Genomic DNA, 14,083 nt, shown 5'->3' on the forward strand with positions numbered 1-14,083 from the left:
GGAATTTGATATGAAGACCAAATTAGCAGTACTCGGCATGGTGTGTCCATTTCCGTTAATCGAGGCGAAGGAGGCTATCCAGGCGCTGAACAGCGGCGATGAACTTGTCATCGACTTTGATTGCACGCAAGCTACGGACAGCATTCCGCGTTGGGCGGCTGAAGCCGGACATACGATTACGAACTTCGAGCAAATCGATGATGCATCCTGGACGATTACGGTGCAGAAAAAATAACAAAAGCGATGAAGTGGACCGTCTTTCCCATGTTCAGCAATGGGAGGCGGTTCTTTTTGTGCTGGGAACATGAAAAGTACATATTGACTCTCACATTACGTAATAAGTTATTGTTAGATATTGAGAATAGAAGGAAGCAAGCTGTGCAAGATAAAGAATGATATCAGGGTAGCTAGTGCGGAAATGCCGCGTTGGTGGTAAACTTGTACAACGGGATGAGATTACCTTTCATCTAAACAAGCTATTAAGGGAGAGTGATCCGATGTTAAGTGAAAAGCTGCTTTCGAAGTTGAACGATCAAATGAATTATGAATTTTATTCTTCTCAGGTGTACCTGGCCATGGCGGCCTATTGTTCATCGGAGAGCTTTGACGGGTTTGCGAACTTTTTCATCATGCAGTCAGAAGAAGAGAAGTATCACGGGATGAGAATTTTCCATTTTATAAACGCCTTGGGCAAACGTGCCATCGTCAGCGGTATGGAGAATCCTCAGAATGAATACAGCTCACTGCTGAACGCCTTTGAGCATTCCTTCGAGCATGAGAAGACGGTGACCAAGCGAATTTATGAATTGTCCGATATCGCGTGGGATGAGCGGGAGCATGCGACGATTAACTTCCTCAAGTGGTTTATTGATGAGCAAGTAGAGGAAGAAGCAACCTTCGACAGCATCATTCAGAAACTGCGCCGTATTGATAATGATAGCAACGCCTTCTATATGCTCGATTCCGAGCTAGCCAAGCGCACGTTCACGCCACCGGCTGGCGAAGCCTAAGCTTAATTAACAATCAAGAAGCTGTCTTCCCGAACATGTTATGCGGGAGAACAGCTTCTTTTGCTGTGCGCCCCAAACTCATGATTGAATATCTTTCTTCCTAAACAAAATGTAAGTTATGGTCAAGCATAAGCCTATCAAGATCAAGGGAATTACCAGTGCATTCAAATAGTCAGATAACCCGGAAAGCACAATATGTTCGGAATTAACTACATAAACGCCAGAAAACTTCATAATTTGTGTGGTTAGCGTATGTTCAGATAGCCAAAGCAAAACGTTAGAAGAACTATTCTTGAAATAGCCGCTTATCAAGAAATCACCAAATATAATCATGAAGGTGGCAACTACGGCTGTTGCTGTTCGCTTAGCAAGTACGCTAACTAGCATAATGATGGCCGCATACGCAGCTAAATACAGAATGTTGAACGCGATCGCACTTACTACCGTAACTAAATTATTGTTTGAATTTTGATGATTAGGACTAGAACCTGAGATCCAGGCAGCTAAAATATATACAACATAGAAGGTTCCGAAGAATTGGAAGACCCACCAAGTTATTGCCTGAATGGCAGACATAAATTTTCCGGTGATGTACTTTGATCTACTGTACCCGGAAGCAATGATATGCTTGATTGAACCATGCTCGAAGCCTTCTGTAACGAAGAAGCTTAAGTATATCGGAATTATAAAATAGAGAAATAAAGATAAGGGAGTAACCTGAGTTAACGGTTCTATCCAGTTATTAAGCTGAAAATTCGTTTTATTCCCTATCCAAATTGGAAGCAGAATACCAACTATTAAGAACAGTAGACTAATTCCCTTAAATGCGGTATCCCGCATTATATAATAGGTTTGGCCCTTTAAAAAATTCCTCATCCTACATGGCTCCTATCAGGTTCATATAGTAATTTTCAAGATTAGTAGCAGACAGGTTAATTGCTTCAATGTGTATCTCATGCTTCAAAAAAATAGACAACAGAACTTCTAATTCAACCATATCTTTAGGAATGAATACCTCCCCTGTCTCAGATAGGGTAATATTCGTTATATTCAGTTCTTGTTGCATGATCTGCATTGCTGCAGCTGGGTTAGCCGTCTTGATACAATATTGAGCCTTTGCCGACTCCTTTAGCTCTTCCAGAGGCAGTTCTCTAACCAGTTTTCCCTTGTGTATAAATCCAAATTTTGTTGCCATGAGTTGAAGTTCGCTTAAAATGTGGCTGGAAATAAGTATAGTCACTTCATTTTCACGTGCTAATCTAGTCAATATTTTTCTTATTTCCACAATTCCGGAAGGATCGAGTCCATTAATAGGCTCATCTAAAACGAGAAATTTCGGGTGATTCAGCAATGCGATAGCAAGCCCTAATCTTTGCTGCATGCCTAAAGAATATTCTGAAGCCTTTTTATTTCCTACATCCGATAAAGAAACCCATTCCAACACTTCATGAATTCTCGAAAGATCGCCAATTCCATATACTTTGCAATAAAAGGTCAAATTCTCCAAGGCGCTTAGATGTGGATATAAAGCAGGTCTTTCGATCAGAATTCCCAGTTGTTTTCTAGCCTGAATAATATCACTAGGTTTGTGTTGACCTAATAGAGCCATGCTCCCCTCAGTAGAATAGATCAGCCCGCTAATAATCCGCATTAGGGTAGTCTTACCTGCACCGTTTTCTCCGATCAATCCATAAATATCACCTTGTTCTACAACCATATTGATATTCTGAAGAGCGTAGCTCTTCCCGTATTGCTTGCCTAATCCTTTGGCCTCAAAGATCGTTGTACTCAAGTGAGTTGTCGCTCCTTATTTTTTTGTAATGAACTGTCGTATATGATTAAGTGAATCGTACTACTATTTTGGTTACCTGAAGTACCTGATGTAAAAAGTGGGACGAAAATTGTAATTTTTGCGGAAATACAATAGTTGGGTTATTTTTGAAAAAGAAGAAGATATTTGAGGTATACTATAATTGAATATTTTTATATTTTGATGATCAGAAATGCGGAAAGGAAGGGTTATATGATTCGCATTGCAATTTGTGATGATGACTTTCAAATGGCTGAACAAATTGAAAATTTGTTAGATTCCTTTCAACAAAAGCATGCCGAGGAAATTGAAGCCGATATTTTTTATTCGGGGGAAAAGTTAAGAGAGGAAATAAAGCAGAACTGCGCATACGAAATCATGTTGATGGATATTGAAATGAAGGGACTTAATGGGGTAGACGTTGGCCATATATTAAGAGCGGATAAAAATAATGACTTGGTTCAGCTCATTTACATATCAAGCCATGAAAAGTATCATATGCAGCTTTTTGATGTTCAGCCGTCAGGATTTATCAGTAAACCTATTCAACCTGACCTCTTTGAGCGAAAGCTAGTATCCGCTATTCAGAAGATTAAACGCAGGTCCAGGGACAAGAGAAGACGGTTATTACCATTGCAGCAAAAAGGAAGTGAGTTCCTAATCCCTTTTAAAGATATTATTTATCTGGAAAGTAACGGTCGGAAAATTATCTTGCATACTAGAACGGAACAAATCGAATATTACAGTACGTTGAATAAAGAAAATGAGAAGTTATTTGGTGATGAATTTATACGGACCCATCAATCGTATATCATCAATTTCTATCATGTGAAACATATCACTTCTAAGAAGATTGTATTACTGAATGGTTTGGAGTTACCGATCAGCGAAAGATATGTTGCCTCTGTTAAAAAAAGCTATTTAACATTCAGGGGGAATTTAATTGGATAATTTTTTGATAGAGGAGCTATTCTATGGATTTACACTCGCTGCGATCCCTGTAATTATTCACTATTTCTATAAGCAGGTTTTTAGGGTTTGTGTTTTCAATAGAGTGTACACTTTCTTATTTTACTGCTTATATTATGTGCTTAGTTTGGCTTTACACTTCAGTTCTTTGTCTGGTACATATATTTTACTAATGAATGCCGTGTTCATCATATTATTAGGATTTCTTTATAAAGGCCGTACGGCATGGAGGATAGGCGTGGCTTTTTTCATTATTGTGGTCATTGTACTTGCTGACATAGCCGTGATGGCTCAGGTTCAAAATACTACGGATTATATCTTTAGTTTGTTCTTCTCAAAGATACTTATTTTTTTAATCATGCAAATCATATTAAGGCTGGCGCAATCTATTGGCGACGGTCATTTAAATAAAGGGTATTGGATGATATTGTTCCTATGCCCGCTATTCAGCATTATCGGAATTCATCATTTAACTATGAATCCATTGTATCGAATATATCCTACTACGTTTCCCGTTATTTCTAGCAGTTTATTATTTATCAATTTACTAGTTTTGATTTTATGCGATCGTATATTACGTATCCAATCGACCCAGATCAAAAATACTCTTCTGGAACAGCAAAACGCTTATTATATTCATCAATATTTAATTTCAAAGAACAGACAAGAAGAAATGAGCAAGTTTCAACATGATTTCAAAAATATACTGTTAGGTTTGCGTTCCCAACTCCGGTCAGAACATGAAACAATCAGCATGAAGCAGCTGGATGATCTTCTGGGAAACATCAATGATGCTGTGGGCAGCTGTAACACGGGTTGTATGATTATCGACTCCATCATTAATTATAAACAGAAGATCGCCCATCAATTGAAGATCCCTGTTAATTTGGATATAAATATTCCGCCGAATTTAAGGTTAGACAGTGTAGCAATGAGCATTATTCTAGGAAACGTTCTGGATAATGCCATTGAAGCGTGTAAAGCTAACACTGCTTCTGATCCATATATCAATATATATATTCATTACATGAACGAGTCCCTTTTTTTAAAAATGGTAAATTCCTATGCTCATAAAATTGTTACCGATCATCATGGCAATATCATTTCAAATAAACTGGACAAACATAAACATGGAATAGGGTTAAGCAGCGTTAAAAAAGTGGTAGAAGAAAATCAAGGCATATGGGATATCTCTTATGAGGATCAGATATTTTCAGTTGAAATCGTTTTGTTTGAGATATCGAAAGAGCTGAAAGTACAGAGCAACTAGAACCGGAGCTGCGAGACTTGTTGAACTGGGACTACTGATTGCGATGATGGGGCAGGAAGCCTTGTGGCCCTTGGAAAAGACGAAAACCCGTGAAAAAGCCTGATTCTACAAGGCTTTTCGCGGGTTTATGTTCCTCATCCTATATAGGTTAAAATTAATGACCCTGTCCTATTTTATTCATCCAACCAGCAGCTTTTTCCATATCCTCTGCTGCGTTCCTACGGCAGCTCTAGGACAGATGGCAGGCGACATAATGTCCTGGCTTCGCTTCCCGGAACTCAGGCTTGCGTTCGGCGCAGGTCTCGGTCGCGTATGGGCATCGCGTCCGGAAGGAGCAGCCGCTCGGCGGATTCAGCGGACTCGGCAGTTCGCCGCTCAGCACGATACGCTCTTTGCCGGCCTCGATGTCGGGATCGGGGACGGGAATGGCGGACATGAGAGAGCGTGTATACGGGTGAAGTGGCTCTGCATACAGCGCCCCGCTGTCAGCCAGCTCGACGATCTGCCCCAAATACATGACGGCAACCCGATCGCTGATATGCTTGACCATGGAGAGATCATGCGCAATGAACAGGTAGGTGAGTCCAAGACGCTTCTGCAGATCCTGCAGTAGATTGACAACTTGGGCCTGTATCGATACGTCCAGCGCCGAGATCGGCTCGTCGCAAATAATGAACTTCGGATCGACCGCCAGCGCGCGGGCGATTCCGATGCGTTGGCGCTGACCACCCGAGAACTCATGGGGATAGCGGGTGGCATGATCGGGATTGAGCCCGACAAGATGAAGCAGCTCCTCGACCCGCTTCCTGCGCGATGAACGGCTGTCGGCCAGCCGATGAATGTCCAGCGCCTCCCCGATAATGTCCATGATGGTCATGCGCGGATTTAGCGATGCGTACGGGTCCTGAAAAATCATCTGCATCTCGCGGCGGAACGCCTTCAGTTGCCGCTGCTTCAACCGGTAGATATTCGTTCCCCCGTACCAGGCTTCCCCGGCCGTCGGCTCGTACAAGCGGAGGATAGTCCGTCCCGTCGTCGATTTGCCGCACCCCGATTCGCCTACCATCCCGAGCGTCTCTCCTCTGCGGACGGTGAAGCTGATGTCATGGACGGCCTTCAGCGTTTGGCCCCGTCTAAGGTGGAAATGCTTGCTCAGCCGGTTGATCCGAAGCAATGGCTCTGTGCTCATCTGGCCACCTCCCGGGCCAGCGGGTGCAGCAGCCAGCAGCTCGCGCTGTGGGTTCCGCTGATGGAGGTCGATTCCGGCTGCCGCTGCTGGCAGACGCGCATCGCGTCGTTGCAGCGGGCCCAGAACGGGCAGCCTGTCGGCGGCTTGGCCAGATCGGGCGGCGTGCCGTAAATCGGCACAAGAGGCTCATCCTTGCTCTGATCGATCCGCGGCAGGGAACGCAGCAGGCCTCGGGTATACGGATGCTGCGGCTGCTTGAATATTTCCCGTTTCGTGCCGGACTCGACGATTTGCCCCGCATACATGACGATGACGCGGTCGCACAGATCCGCCACAATACCAAGATCATGCGTAATCAAAATGATCGATGTCCCAAATTCGCGCTGTAGATGCTTGAGCACGCTCAGAATCTGGGCCTGGATCGTCACGTCGAGCGCCGTCGTCGGCTCGTCTGCGATGAGCAGAGCCGGCCGGCAGGCCAAGGCAATGGCAATCATGGCCCGCTGCCTCATGCCGCCGGAGAACTCATGCGGATATTGGGAGAAGCGAGAGGCCGGATGGGGGATGCCGACCATCTCCAGCATCTCTATCGCCCGCCGCTTGGCTTTCTGTGCTGTCATGTGCTGATGCTTTGTCAGCACTTCGGTAATCTGGCGGCCGATCGTCATCGTGGGATTGAGCGATGTCATCGGATCCTGAAAGATCATCCCGATATCCTTGCCCCGGATGGACTGCATTTCCCACTCCTTCATGCGCAGTAGATCTTTTCCCTGGAACCGGATCTCCCCTTGATGAATGCGGGCGGGAGGATGGGGCAGAAGACGCATGATCGCTTGGGCAGTCACGCTCTTGCCGCAGCCGGATTCGCCGACGATGGCGACGGCCTCCCCGGGCTGGACATGGAATCCGATGCCGCGCACCGCTTGTACCTCGCCGCCGCGAACGTGAAAGGAGACACGGAGATCTTGGACTTCGAGCAATCGTTGCATGTGCGAACCCTCCTTGTCCTTATTTTTTCATCTTCGGATCAAGCGCATCGCGTAGCCCGTCTCCGAACAGATTGAAGCACAGCATCATCAAGCTGATGAACAGCGCAGGGAAGGCAAGGCGCCAAGGATGAATAATCATAGCCTTCAGCGCGTCGTTAATCATCGTCCCCCACGATGCGGATGGCGATTGCACGCCCAGCCCAAGGAAGCTCAGCACGGCTTCGCTGAAGATGGCTGCCGGCACCGCCAAGGTCAAGGTGACGATAATCGGGCCCATGGCGTTCGGCAGGAGATGCCGGAACAGAATGCGCATGTGAGGCGAGCCGAGGGAACGGGAGGCGAGGGCATATTCCTGATTTTTGAGCTGCATTATCTGTCCGCGCACGATCCACGACATATTGATCCAGCCGGTCACGCACAGCGCCAAAATAATCGTGCCCAGGCTCGGTTCGAAGACGACAACGAGCAGAATCGCCACGAGCAGATCCGGAATGGAATAGATGATTTCGGAGATTTTGTTCATCACCTCGTCGATCCGTCCTCCGACATAACCCATGATGCCGCCGTAGATAACACCGATGACGAGATTGATGGCCGCGGCGGAGAAGCCGACGATAAGAGAAATGCGGGCGCCCATCCACGTGCGGGCGAACATGTCGCGGCCGAGATCGTCCGTTCCGAACCAATGCTCGGCGGAAGGCGGTAGATTCGTATTCTCCAAATTATTGGAGTAGTAATCGTAAGGCGTCAGCATCGGGCCAATGATGGCCATGACGATGATGAGCAGCAAGAAGACAAGGCCCGTCATGGCAACCCGATTGTCGCGCAGCCGCAGCCATGCGTCACGCCATGCGGATATGCTTTCCTGTACGATCGCTTCCGCCGCATGTTCGCTGACGTCCGCCTTCCGGAAATCGTCTGGGGCGAGAGGGCGTTCTTCAGCCGGGGAATGGAACATTGTCATGCGGTCTTCTCCTTTCTCGAGACAAGAGCAATGCGGGGATCGATCAACCCGTACGCGACGTCGGTGATGAAGCGGGCGCACATCAGAATCAACCCGTAGAATAGGGTAATGCCCATAATGAGCGAGTAGTCGCGGTTGCTGATGCTTGTGACGAATATTTTGCCAAGCCCTCCGATTCCGAAGATTTGCTCGATGATGAAGGAGCCCGTCACGACATTGGCCGTGAGCGGCCCAAGATAGGTGACAACGGGCAGAATGCCGTTGCGCAGCACATGCCGGCGGATGATCGCGCCGCGGGACAAGCCTTTGGCCTTGGCGGTCTTAATATAATCGGCCGAGAGCACTTCCAACATGTTCGAGCGCGTCAGGCGTGCGATGAAAGCGATAGCCAGGGCGGAGAGCGCCAGGGTCGGCATAATGTAATCAAGCGGACCATTCAGGCCGACGACATGCAGCCATTTCAGCTTCACGCCGAAAATATATTGGAAGAAGGAGGCCAGCACAAAGCTGGGGACCGATACGCCCAGAACGGCGATGACCATCGAGGCGGAGTCGAGCAGCTTGCGATGCCGCAGCGCCGCAATCATGCCCAGGCTTACACCGATGACGACAGAGACGATAATCGAGACGACGCCGAGCTTCAGGGAATAGGGGAAGGCATCGCGAATCGTCTGGCCGACTTCGCGGTCCAGCATTTTCATCGAAATGCCCAAATCGCCTTTCGCCAGGTTGGATAAATAGACGAAATATTGCTCATACAGCGGTTTATCCAGTCCGTATTGGGCCATCAGCCGGGCGCGAACTTCCGGTGGAACTGCTTTTTCCGACATGAATGGATCGCCGGGAATGGCCTTCATGAGCAAAAATGTGACGGAAGCCAGTACCCACAGCGACAGGATGAGATAGAACAGCTTGGTCAAGGAGTACCGAATCATGGATGCATCCTCCTTCTAGTCAGGTTCATTCCGCCATGGATATGAAGAAGCGGGACGCACCGGCTACTTGGCCAAGTGCATCCCGAACGGACTTCATACCGGGCAGAACGCGAGCTCTCGTCGTTATTCGAAGTAACCCCGGCTGTAGTTGATCATTCCCTGATAGTCGATAAACACGTTCTTGAGATACGGTTTCTTGAGTCCGACGTTCGTGTAGTAGTACAGCGGAAGAATGGCCTGATCCTGCTCGATCATCATGCGCTCTGCCTTTGCCATCAATTCCATCCGTTCCTTGTTATTAAGTGATTGCTTCGCCTCCCGGACGAGCTTGTCGAATTCCGGATTGCTGTAACCGATGTCGTTGTTGCCGCTTCCGGTCATGTACAGATCGATGAAGGACATCGGGTCGTTGTAGTCGGTCGACCATCCGGATCGGGCCATCTGATAGTTGAGCGCGGTGCGGTTTTTCAGGAAGACGCCCCATTCCTGATTCTCGATTTTCACTTTGATGCCGAGATTTTTGCTCCACATGTCAGCGACCGCCTCGGCCACCTTTTTGTGGCTCTCATCGGTATTGTAAGCGAGCGTAAATTCAGGCATAGCGGACAATCCCAGCTCGCTGAGCCCCTTTTGCAGCAGCGCTTTCGCTTCCTCTATATTTTCTTTGAAGTAATCGTCCTTGTGCTCGTTGCGGAATTCGTCCTTCTCGCCGGTGATGCCGGGAGGAACGATGCCAAACGCTGGCAGTTGTCCGCCAAGAGTCACCTTGTCGACAATTAGCTGGCGGTCGATCGCCATCGACAGCGCTTTGCGGATGTTGACGTTGTTGAACGGCTCTTGTTTGTTATTGAACAAATAATAGTAGCTGGAGGCGATACCTTTAATCTCCAGTTCGTCCGGCTTCGTTTCCTTCAAGATTGGAATTTGCTCATTAGGAACGCGTCCGGTCGGCATGCCGGCATAATCAATCTGGTCGGTCTCGTACATGTTCAGCTCCGAGCCCGAATCGGCTACCATGGACATTTGCACCTTGGTGAATTTAATTTCATCCTTGCCGTAGTAATGCTCATTTTTCACCATCTCTAGCGAGCTTTGCTGCTTCCATTCGCTGATTTTGAACGGGCCGTTCGAAATAATGGTGCTCGCCTCAGATGCCCATTTCGGATTGTCTTTGACGGAGGAGTGTACCGGGAAATAGGTCTGGAATGAAAGAAGGCTTAAAAAATACGGAGTGGAGTGTTCCAACTCGACCTCAAGCGTGTTGGCATCGACAGCCTTGATGGCTACCGAGTTCGGGTCGGCGCTTTGTCCGGTGTTGTATGCCTCCGCGCCCTTGATATAGTACAGCTGATAGGCGTACGGCGGCGCTGGCTCCATCTTCGGATCGAGCACCCGCTTCCACGAGAACTCGAAGTCTCCCGCTGTCACGGGGTCCCCGTTCGACCATTTCGCGTCCTTCCGTAAATGGAAGGTGTACTTCGTGCCATCCGGTGATATTTCCCACTTCTCGGCGGTGCCCGGGATGGCTTCGCCGCTCTCGTTGCTTCGTGTCAGACCTTCGAACAAACCATTGAGCACGGCGAATGCCACGTTGTCTTGCGCCTGACCGGGATCGAGCGTCGGCGGGTTCGAATGCAGATTGAAGCGGAAGACTTGCTCCTTTGGCGCTTCGATTTTGTCGCCGGCTTTGTCGCCGCCAGGTGCCGGTTCTGCGGGCTTTTCGTTGTTCTTCGCCGGAGGCGAGGATGAGTCGGTGCCTTGGCCGCTGCTGCCGCAAGCACTCATAAAAGCGCTTACGGCTAGTAATAGTGTCAGCACGACTAGCATGGATTTGCGTCTTTTTCGCATAGCGTACCCCTCTCTTGGTATGAAGTGGTCCACCTGGCCGGAGGCAAGATGATGAAGCAGAATCGATGCAGCCATCGGTGTATACCCTATCATTCTATAAACATGCCAACTCGTCTCTATTTATTCCAGTTTGTGATAAATTTTCATGAAACATGTCATGTAAAGGCGTGGCTTTCCGGCATGGAGCGGGGGGCAGAAGTGGCCTTCGGTTCATGTCAGGCGAAGAGCGCGCCAAAAAACGAGACCGGAAGAGTCCGGTCCCGCTCGAGTCCGCCATTCTGCTGGCGGCGGCTTATGGATTATTCGGTAAAGTCGAACAGAGATACATCGTGCAGCAGTTGAAATCGACACAACCAAAAGAACTTCCAAACCTGGATCATCCCAAGTTGGAGCGCAATGACTATAAATATTTAGAAAAAATTCCCTAGGCAAGCTAAAAATAATGTTATAATTTGGATTGAACATACACACCTTGAGTGGGCGCATTTCCTCCTTGTGAAGGGGGTGGTGCGATGAACATTTCGTTCGGTGAAGTGATAACCTTCGGGATCTTCCTGCTGGCATTGCTGACCTACATCGACAAACGAAAGAAACCCACTCCTAAGGTTTACCGCCTAAGTGGGTTACTTTCTCTTCTTGATCTGATCTTGGAGGGGAAATCCTGCTCAAGATGTTTGTACTGGGGAGCAGCGGGCGGCTGCTCCTTATTTCTATTCTTATCTTAACACACCCCTTTTTTAGACCTCAATAACGGTAATGACTCAGATGATTCTCCATTTTAATTTAGAATGAGGTGCAGGCATGAACGAAATCAACTGCAAGAGCGAATTCATTACAAGAGTGGAACAGATGTTGGAGCATTATCAAAGTCTCTATGACGGAAATGGTCCGTATGTTTTGAATGGTCAATTAACGGCGGATCAAATAGAGGAATTTGAAGCCGCGGCAAAGGTAGTGCTGCCGCAAGATTATAAGGATTTCCTGCTTCATATCGGAAATGGCGGCAAACAAGGCCATCACGACAGACCGTTTCCTCTGTCTCTATCGCACGCGAAGGATTGCATTGAATCCAGTCTAAATACCACTATTGGACTTGAATATATGAGCCTTCCCTTTTCCTTGGAGAGCTGCAATCGATATTTTGGCGATGGCTTTGAAAATATTGATGAAGATCTTGCAGATGAAGAATATGATCAGATGGTTATGGAGGCTTTGCACGGAACGATTACGCTGCATAACGATGGTTGCGGTTATTATATCGTCATGATAGTGTCAGGCGACCATGCGGGCAAGCTTTACTACATTGATACATGTCATGGGCAGGGGACTTTTCCGGTTAGTGATTCATTTAGCGAATATTATATCAAGTGGTTAGATCGTAAAATAACGGAGAGGCTGGCCCACCTGGAACGTAACGATAAATTTTCATGCGTCATTACCAAGGTGAAGTTGGGCGGAAATGTTAGGGATTTGCATGTACGCAAGGATCAGAATCATTATTCGTTTCAGTTTGAATATTTTTGTCCAAGCGACTTTGTAAGGGAAGGCGGATACTCGGAACATACCCGGGTTGGTGATCGGCTCGTGGTTTCCTTATATATGGAGCATAAATCCTGGATGCCTTTGGAGCTTGAAAAAATAGAAGAACAGGATGAACGCGGGGCACTTCAGCCGCTTACCGTCATTGGCGAACGGTCTGAGTATATTGTAATTGGACGGGTAAACCGGTTGTTTATGCATGATCCAGGCGAAAAGTGTTTTCCGTTATATGTGGAAGGGCTGGAACAGGAAGTTTTGGTGAAGGGGATTGAAGAACTCGTTGTTTCGGTAGGGGATGTTTACATGGTAAAAGGACAGTTGAACGGGAATGTTTATAGGATTATGAGATGATGCGTAATGACGATTGAACTAGGGATTTGGAATATGAACGCGTGATAAAATAAGATGAACTATACGCAGTTACGGGAGGTATCCTCATTGATCATTCGACTGGGCAATTTTGAAGTGAATTCCGGACAATTGGTTGTGGCCGATCCTTGTTATGAATTGGATAAGAACACGATCATCATGGGTGTATTGGAACCTGCAATGAATGGAACATGGGTTGGAGAAGTGGAGAAAGTCGAGGTCAGGGATTGGGGTGAAGCCAACGCCAAGTTAACGGCGTATCACAACTCTGTGTCCGAACAGGGAGAATACCTGGAATGGATTAAGTGTCCTTTTGTGGCTGGGGTGGATAGTGGGCAGGCCGGGATTTTTGATATCCGCCAATACCGAATTCCTGATGCGGATGCCGGGCAAGGTGATGTAGATACTGAGAACGAATGGTATCTCACCTGCTGCGATATTACCGAGAGCGGGGAAGAATCGGGCGTCCTGGATGGCGGTGTCGTATCTCGTACCGGCGTAGGCGACGGTGCATACGGCGTGTATAAAGCTGTCAATGAACAGGATCAGGTGGTTGGCGTGAAGATTGTGTTTATTAAGGGCTGACGGGGATGTTGTATGGGGCCAATTATAATCCGACAGTTACAGTTGACGACTTTTTGACGAATCACGTGAACATTCAGCAAAACACAAAAATCTAATACAGAATTCAGCCTAACCGTACATTTTCTTGCATACGGTGCATGTGAGAATGTAAGGATCTAAGATGGAGGAATTAGGACGAAAAAGGGATACGAACGAATCGTGTCCCCTTTTTAATCATGACTGAGGGATGCCGGATGCATTTCCATCCGATGCAAGTTTATCTCCATTTTCAAAGTGAATCCCGATTCGCGATACGATATCAGAAGAGAGTAATGAATGTGCCGCTCCTGTGTCTATAACTAAATGGTCGATTGTCAGAGAGCGTCTTTTATAGAGTATCGTCATGGAGGTTTGCAGCAGATTATCGATATATTCAATTTGCATGTCATCGACTCCTATAGAAAGGGGGCTTTCTCAATTCGATAGCAATTATTTCTTGGCCGGTGTGGTAGACGATATTGTTGTCCTTGCACTTTAAAAGCTCTTTGGTCGCCTCGGATGGTTCTTGAATGGCTCGGACAAGAGCAACCTCGTCAACGTACTGTATGTTATCTTGGGTATGGGAAT

16 protein-coding genes are annotated in these 14,083 nt (G+C 47.3%); 8 read left to right on the top strand and 8 right to left on the bottom strand.

The window, feature by feature from the left end; translation table 11 throughout:
• The first annotated feature begins 10 nt into the window (after positions 1-10).
• Together MNQ98_RS05240 and MNQ98_RS05245 are read left to right on the top strand one after the other, a co-directional pair.
• Positions 11-235 (top strand): sulfurtransferase TusA family protein, encoded by a 225-nt coding sequence (locus MNQ98_RS05240; RefSeq protein WP_241932233.1) that lies wholly within the window; start codon positions 11-13, stop codon positions 233-235.
• Positions 236-497: 262 nt separating this feature from the next.
• Positions 498-1,010, top strand: coding sequence for a ferritin (locus MNQ98_RS05245; RefSeq protein WP_241932234.1), 513 nt, complete (start codon positions 498-500; stop codon positions 1,008-1,010).
• Between the two features lie 78 nt (positions 1,011-1,088).
• On the opposite strand, the gene MNQ98_RS05250 is transcribed toward MNQ98_RS05245, so the two are convergent.
• Both MNQ98_RS05250 and MNQ98_RS05255 read right to left on the bottom strand, forming a co-directional pair.
• Entirely contained in the window at positions 1,089-1,886 is a 798-nt protein-coding gene (locus MNQ98_RS05250) for an ABC transporter permease (protein ID WP_241932235.1), read from the bottom strand.
• A 1-nt stretch (position 1,887) separates the two neighbouring features.
• Positions 1,888-2,802 (bottom strand): ABC transporter ATP-binding protein, encoded by a 915-nt coding sequence (locus tag MNQ98_RS05255; RefSeq protein ID WP_241932236.1) that lies wholly within the window; start codon positions 2,800-2,802, stop codon positions 1,888-1,890.
• A gap of 231 nt (positions 2,803-3,033) precedes the next feature.
• Between MNQ98_RS05255 and MNQ98_RS05260 the strand changes: the two genes are divergently transcribed.
• Positions 3,034-3,771, top strand: coding sequence for a LytR/AlgR family response regulator transcription factor (locus MNQ98_RS05260; protein ID WP_241932237.1), 738 nt, complete (start codon positions 3,034-3,036; stop codon positions 3,769-3,771).
• Between the two features lie 256 nt (positions 3,772-4,027).
• A complete protein-coding gene (locus MNQ98_RS05265; RefSeq protein WP_241932238.1) occupies positions 4,028-5,059 on the top strand; it encodes a sensor histidine kinase in 1,032 nt (343 codons plus the stop codon).
• A gap of 229 nt (positions 5,060-5,288) precedes the next feature.
• On the opposite strand, the gene MNQ98_RS05270 is transcribed toward MNQ98_RS05265, so the two are convergent.
• The 5 genes from MNQ98_RS05270 to MNQ98_RS05290 all read right to left on the bottom strand — a co-directional run bounded on the left by MNQ98_RS05270 (position 5,289) and on the right by MNQ98_RS05290 (position 10,963).
• Positions 5,289-6,248 carry an ABC transporter ATP-binding protein gene (locus MNQ98_RS05270; protein ID WP_241932239.1) on the bottom strand — a complete coding sequence of 320 codons (960 nt, stop codon included), beginning with the start codon at positions 6,246-6,248 and terminating at the stop codon, positions 5,289-5,291.
• Positions 6,245-7,237 carry an ABC transporter ATP-binding protein gene (locus MNQ98_RS05275; RefSeq protein ID WP_241932240.1) on the bottom strand — a complete coding sequence of 331 codons (993 nt, stop codon included), beginning with the start codon at positions 7,235-7,237 and terminating at the stop codon, positions 6,245-6,247. The genes MNQ98_RS05270 and MNQ98_RS05275 overlap by 4 nt, the downstream gene beginning before the upstream one ends.
• A gap of 19 nt (positions 7,238-7,256) precedes the next feature.
• The gene (locus tag MNQ98_RS05280) at positions 7,257-8,201 is read right to left on the bottom strand and encodes an ABC transporter permease (protein ID WP_241932241.1); all 945 of its coding nucleotides are present in this window, start codon (positions 8,199-8,201) and stop codon (positions 7,257-7,259) included.
• Positions 8,198-9,136: an ABC transporter permease gene (locus tag MNQ98_RS05285; protein WP_241932242.1), complete on the bottom strand. Its 939-nt coding sequence runs from the start codon at positions 9,134-9,136 to the stop codon at positions 8,198-8,200. Before MNQ98_RS05285 ends, MNQ98_RS05280 begins: the two co-directional genes overlap by 4 nt.
• A gap of 123 nt (positions 9,137-9,259) precedes the next feature.
• The gene (locus MNQ98_RS05290) at positions 9,260-10,963 is read right to left on the bottom strand and encodes a peptide ABC transporter substrate-binding protein (protein ID WP_241933849.1); all 1,704 of its coding nucleotides are present in this window, start codon (positions 10,961-10,963) and stop codon (positions 9,260-9,262) included.
• A gap of 233 nt (positions 10,964-11,196) precedes the next feature.
• Between MNQ98_RS05290 and MNQ98_RS05295 the strand changes: the two genes are divergently transcribed.
• The 4 genes from MNQ98_RS05295 (at position 11,197) to MNQ98_RS05310 (ending at position 13,477) form a co-directional block, all read left to right on the top strand.
• A complete protein-coding gene (locus tag MNQ98_RS05295; RefSeq protein WP_241932243.1) occupies positions 11,197-11,412 on the top strand; it encodes a hypothetical protein in 216 nt (71 codons plus the stop codon).
• Between the two features lie 84 nt (positions 11,413-11,496).
• Entirely contained in the window at positions 11,497-11,709 is a 213-nt protein-coding gene (locus MNQ98_RS05300; protein WP_241932244.1) for a hypothetical protein, read from the top strand.
• Positions 11,710-11,785: 76 nt separating this feature from the next.
• Entirely contained in the window at positions 11,786-12,874 is a 1,089-nt protein-coding gene (locus MNQ98_RS05305) for an SMI1/KNR4 family protein (RefSeq protein WP_241932245.1), read from the top strand.
• A gap of 87 nt (positions 12,875-12,961) precedes the next feature.
• Positions 12,962-13,477, top strand: a complete 516-nt coding sequence (locus tag MNQ98_RS05310; RefSeq protein WP_241932246.1) for a DUF4241 domain-containing protein — start codon at positions 12,962-12,964, stop codon at positions 13,475-13,477.
• Positions 13,478-13,690: 213 nt separating this feature from the next.
• Here the strand turns inward: MNQ98_RS05310 and MNQ98_RS05315 are convergent, their stop codons facing one another.
• Complete coding sequence (locus MNQ98_RS05315) at positions 13,691-13,900, bottom strand: hypothetical protein (RefSeq protein ID WP_241932247.1); 210 nt, start codon at positions 13,898-13,900, stop codon at positions 13,691-13,693.
• Positions 13,901-14,083: the final 183 nt, after the last annotated feature.

It is taken from the genome of Paenibacillus sp. N3/727, assembly GCF_022637315.1.
Taxonomy (GTDB): domain Bacteria; phylum Bacillota; class Bacilli; order Paenibacillales; family Paenibacillaceae; genus Paenibacillus_AQ; species Paenibacillus_AQ uliginis.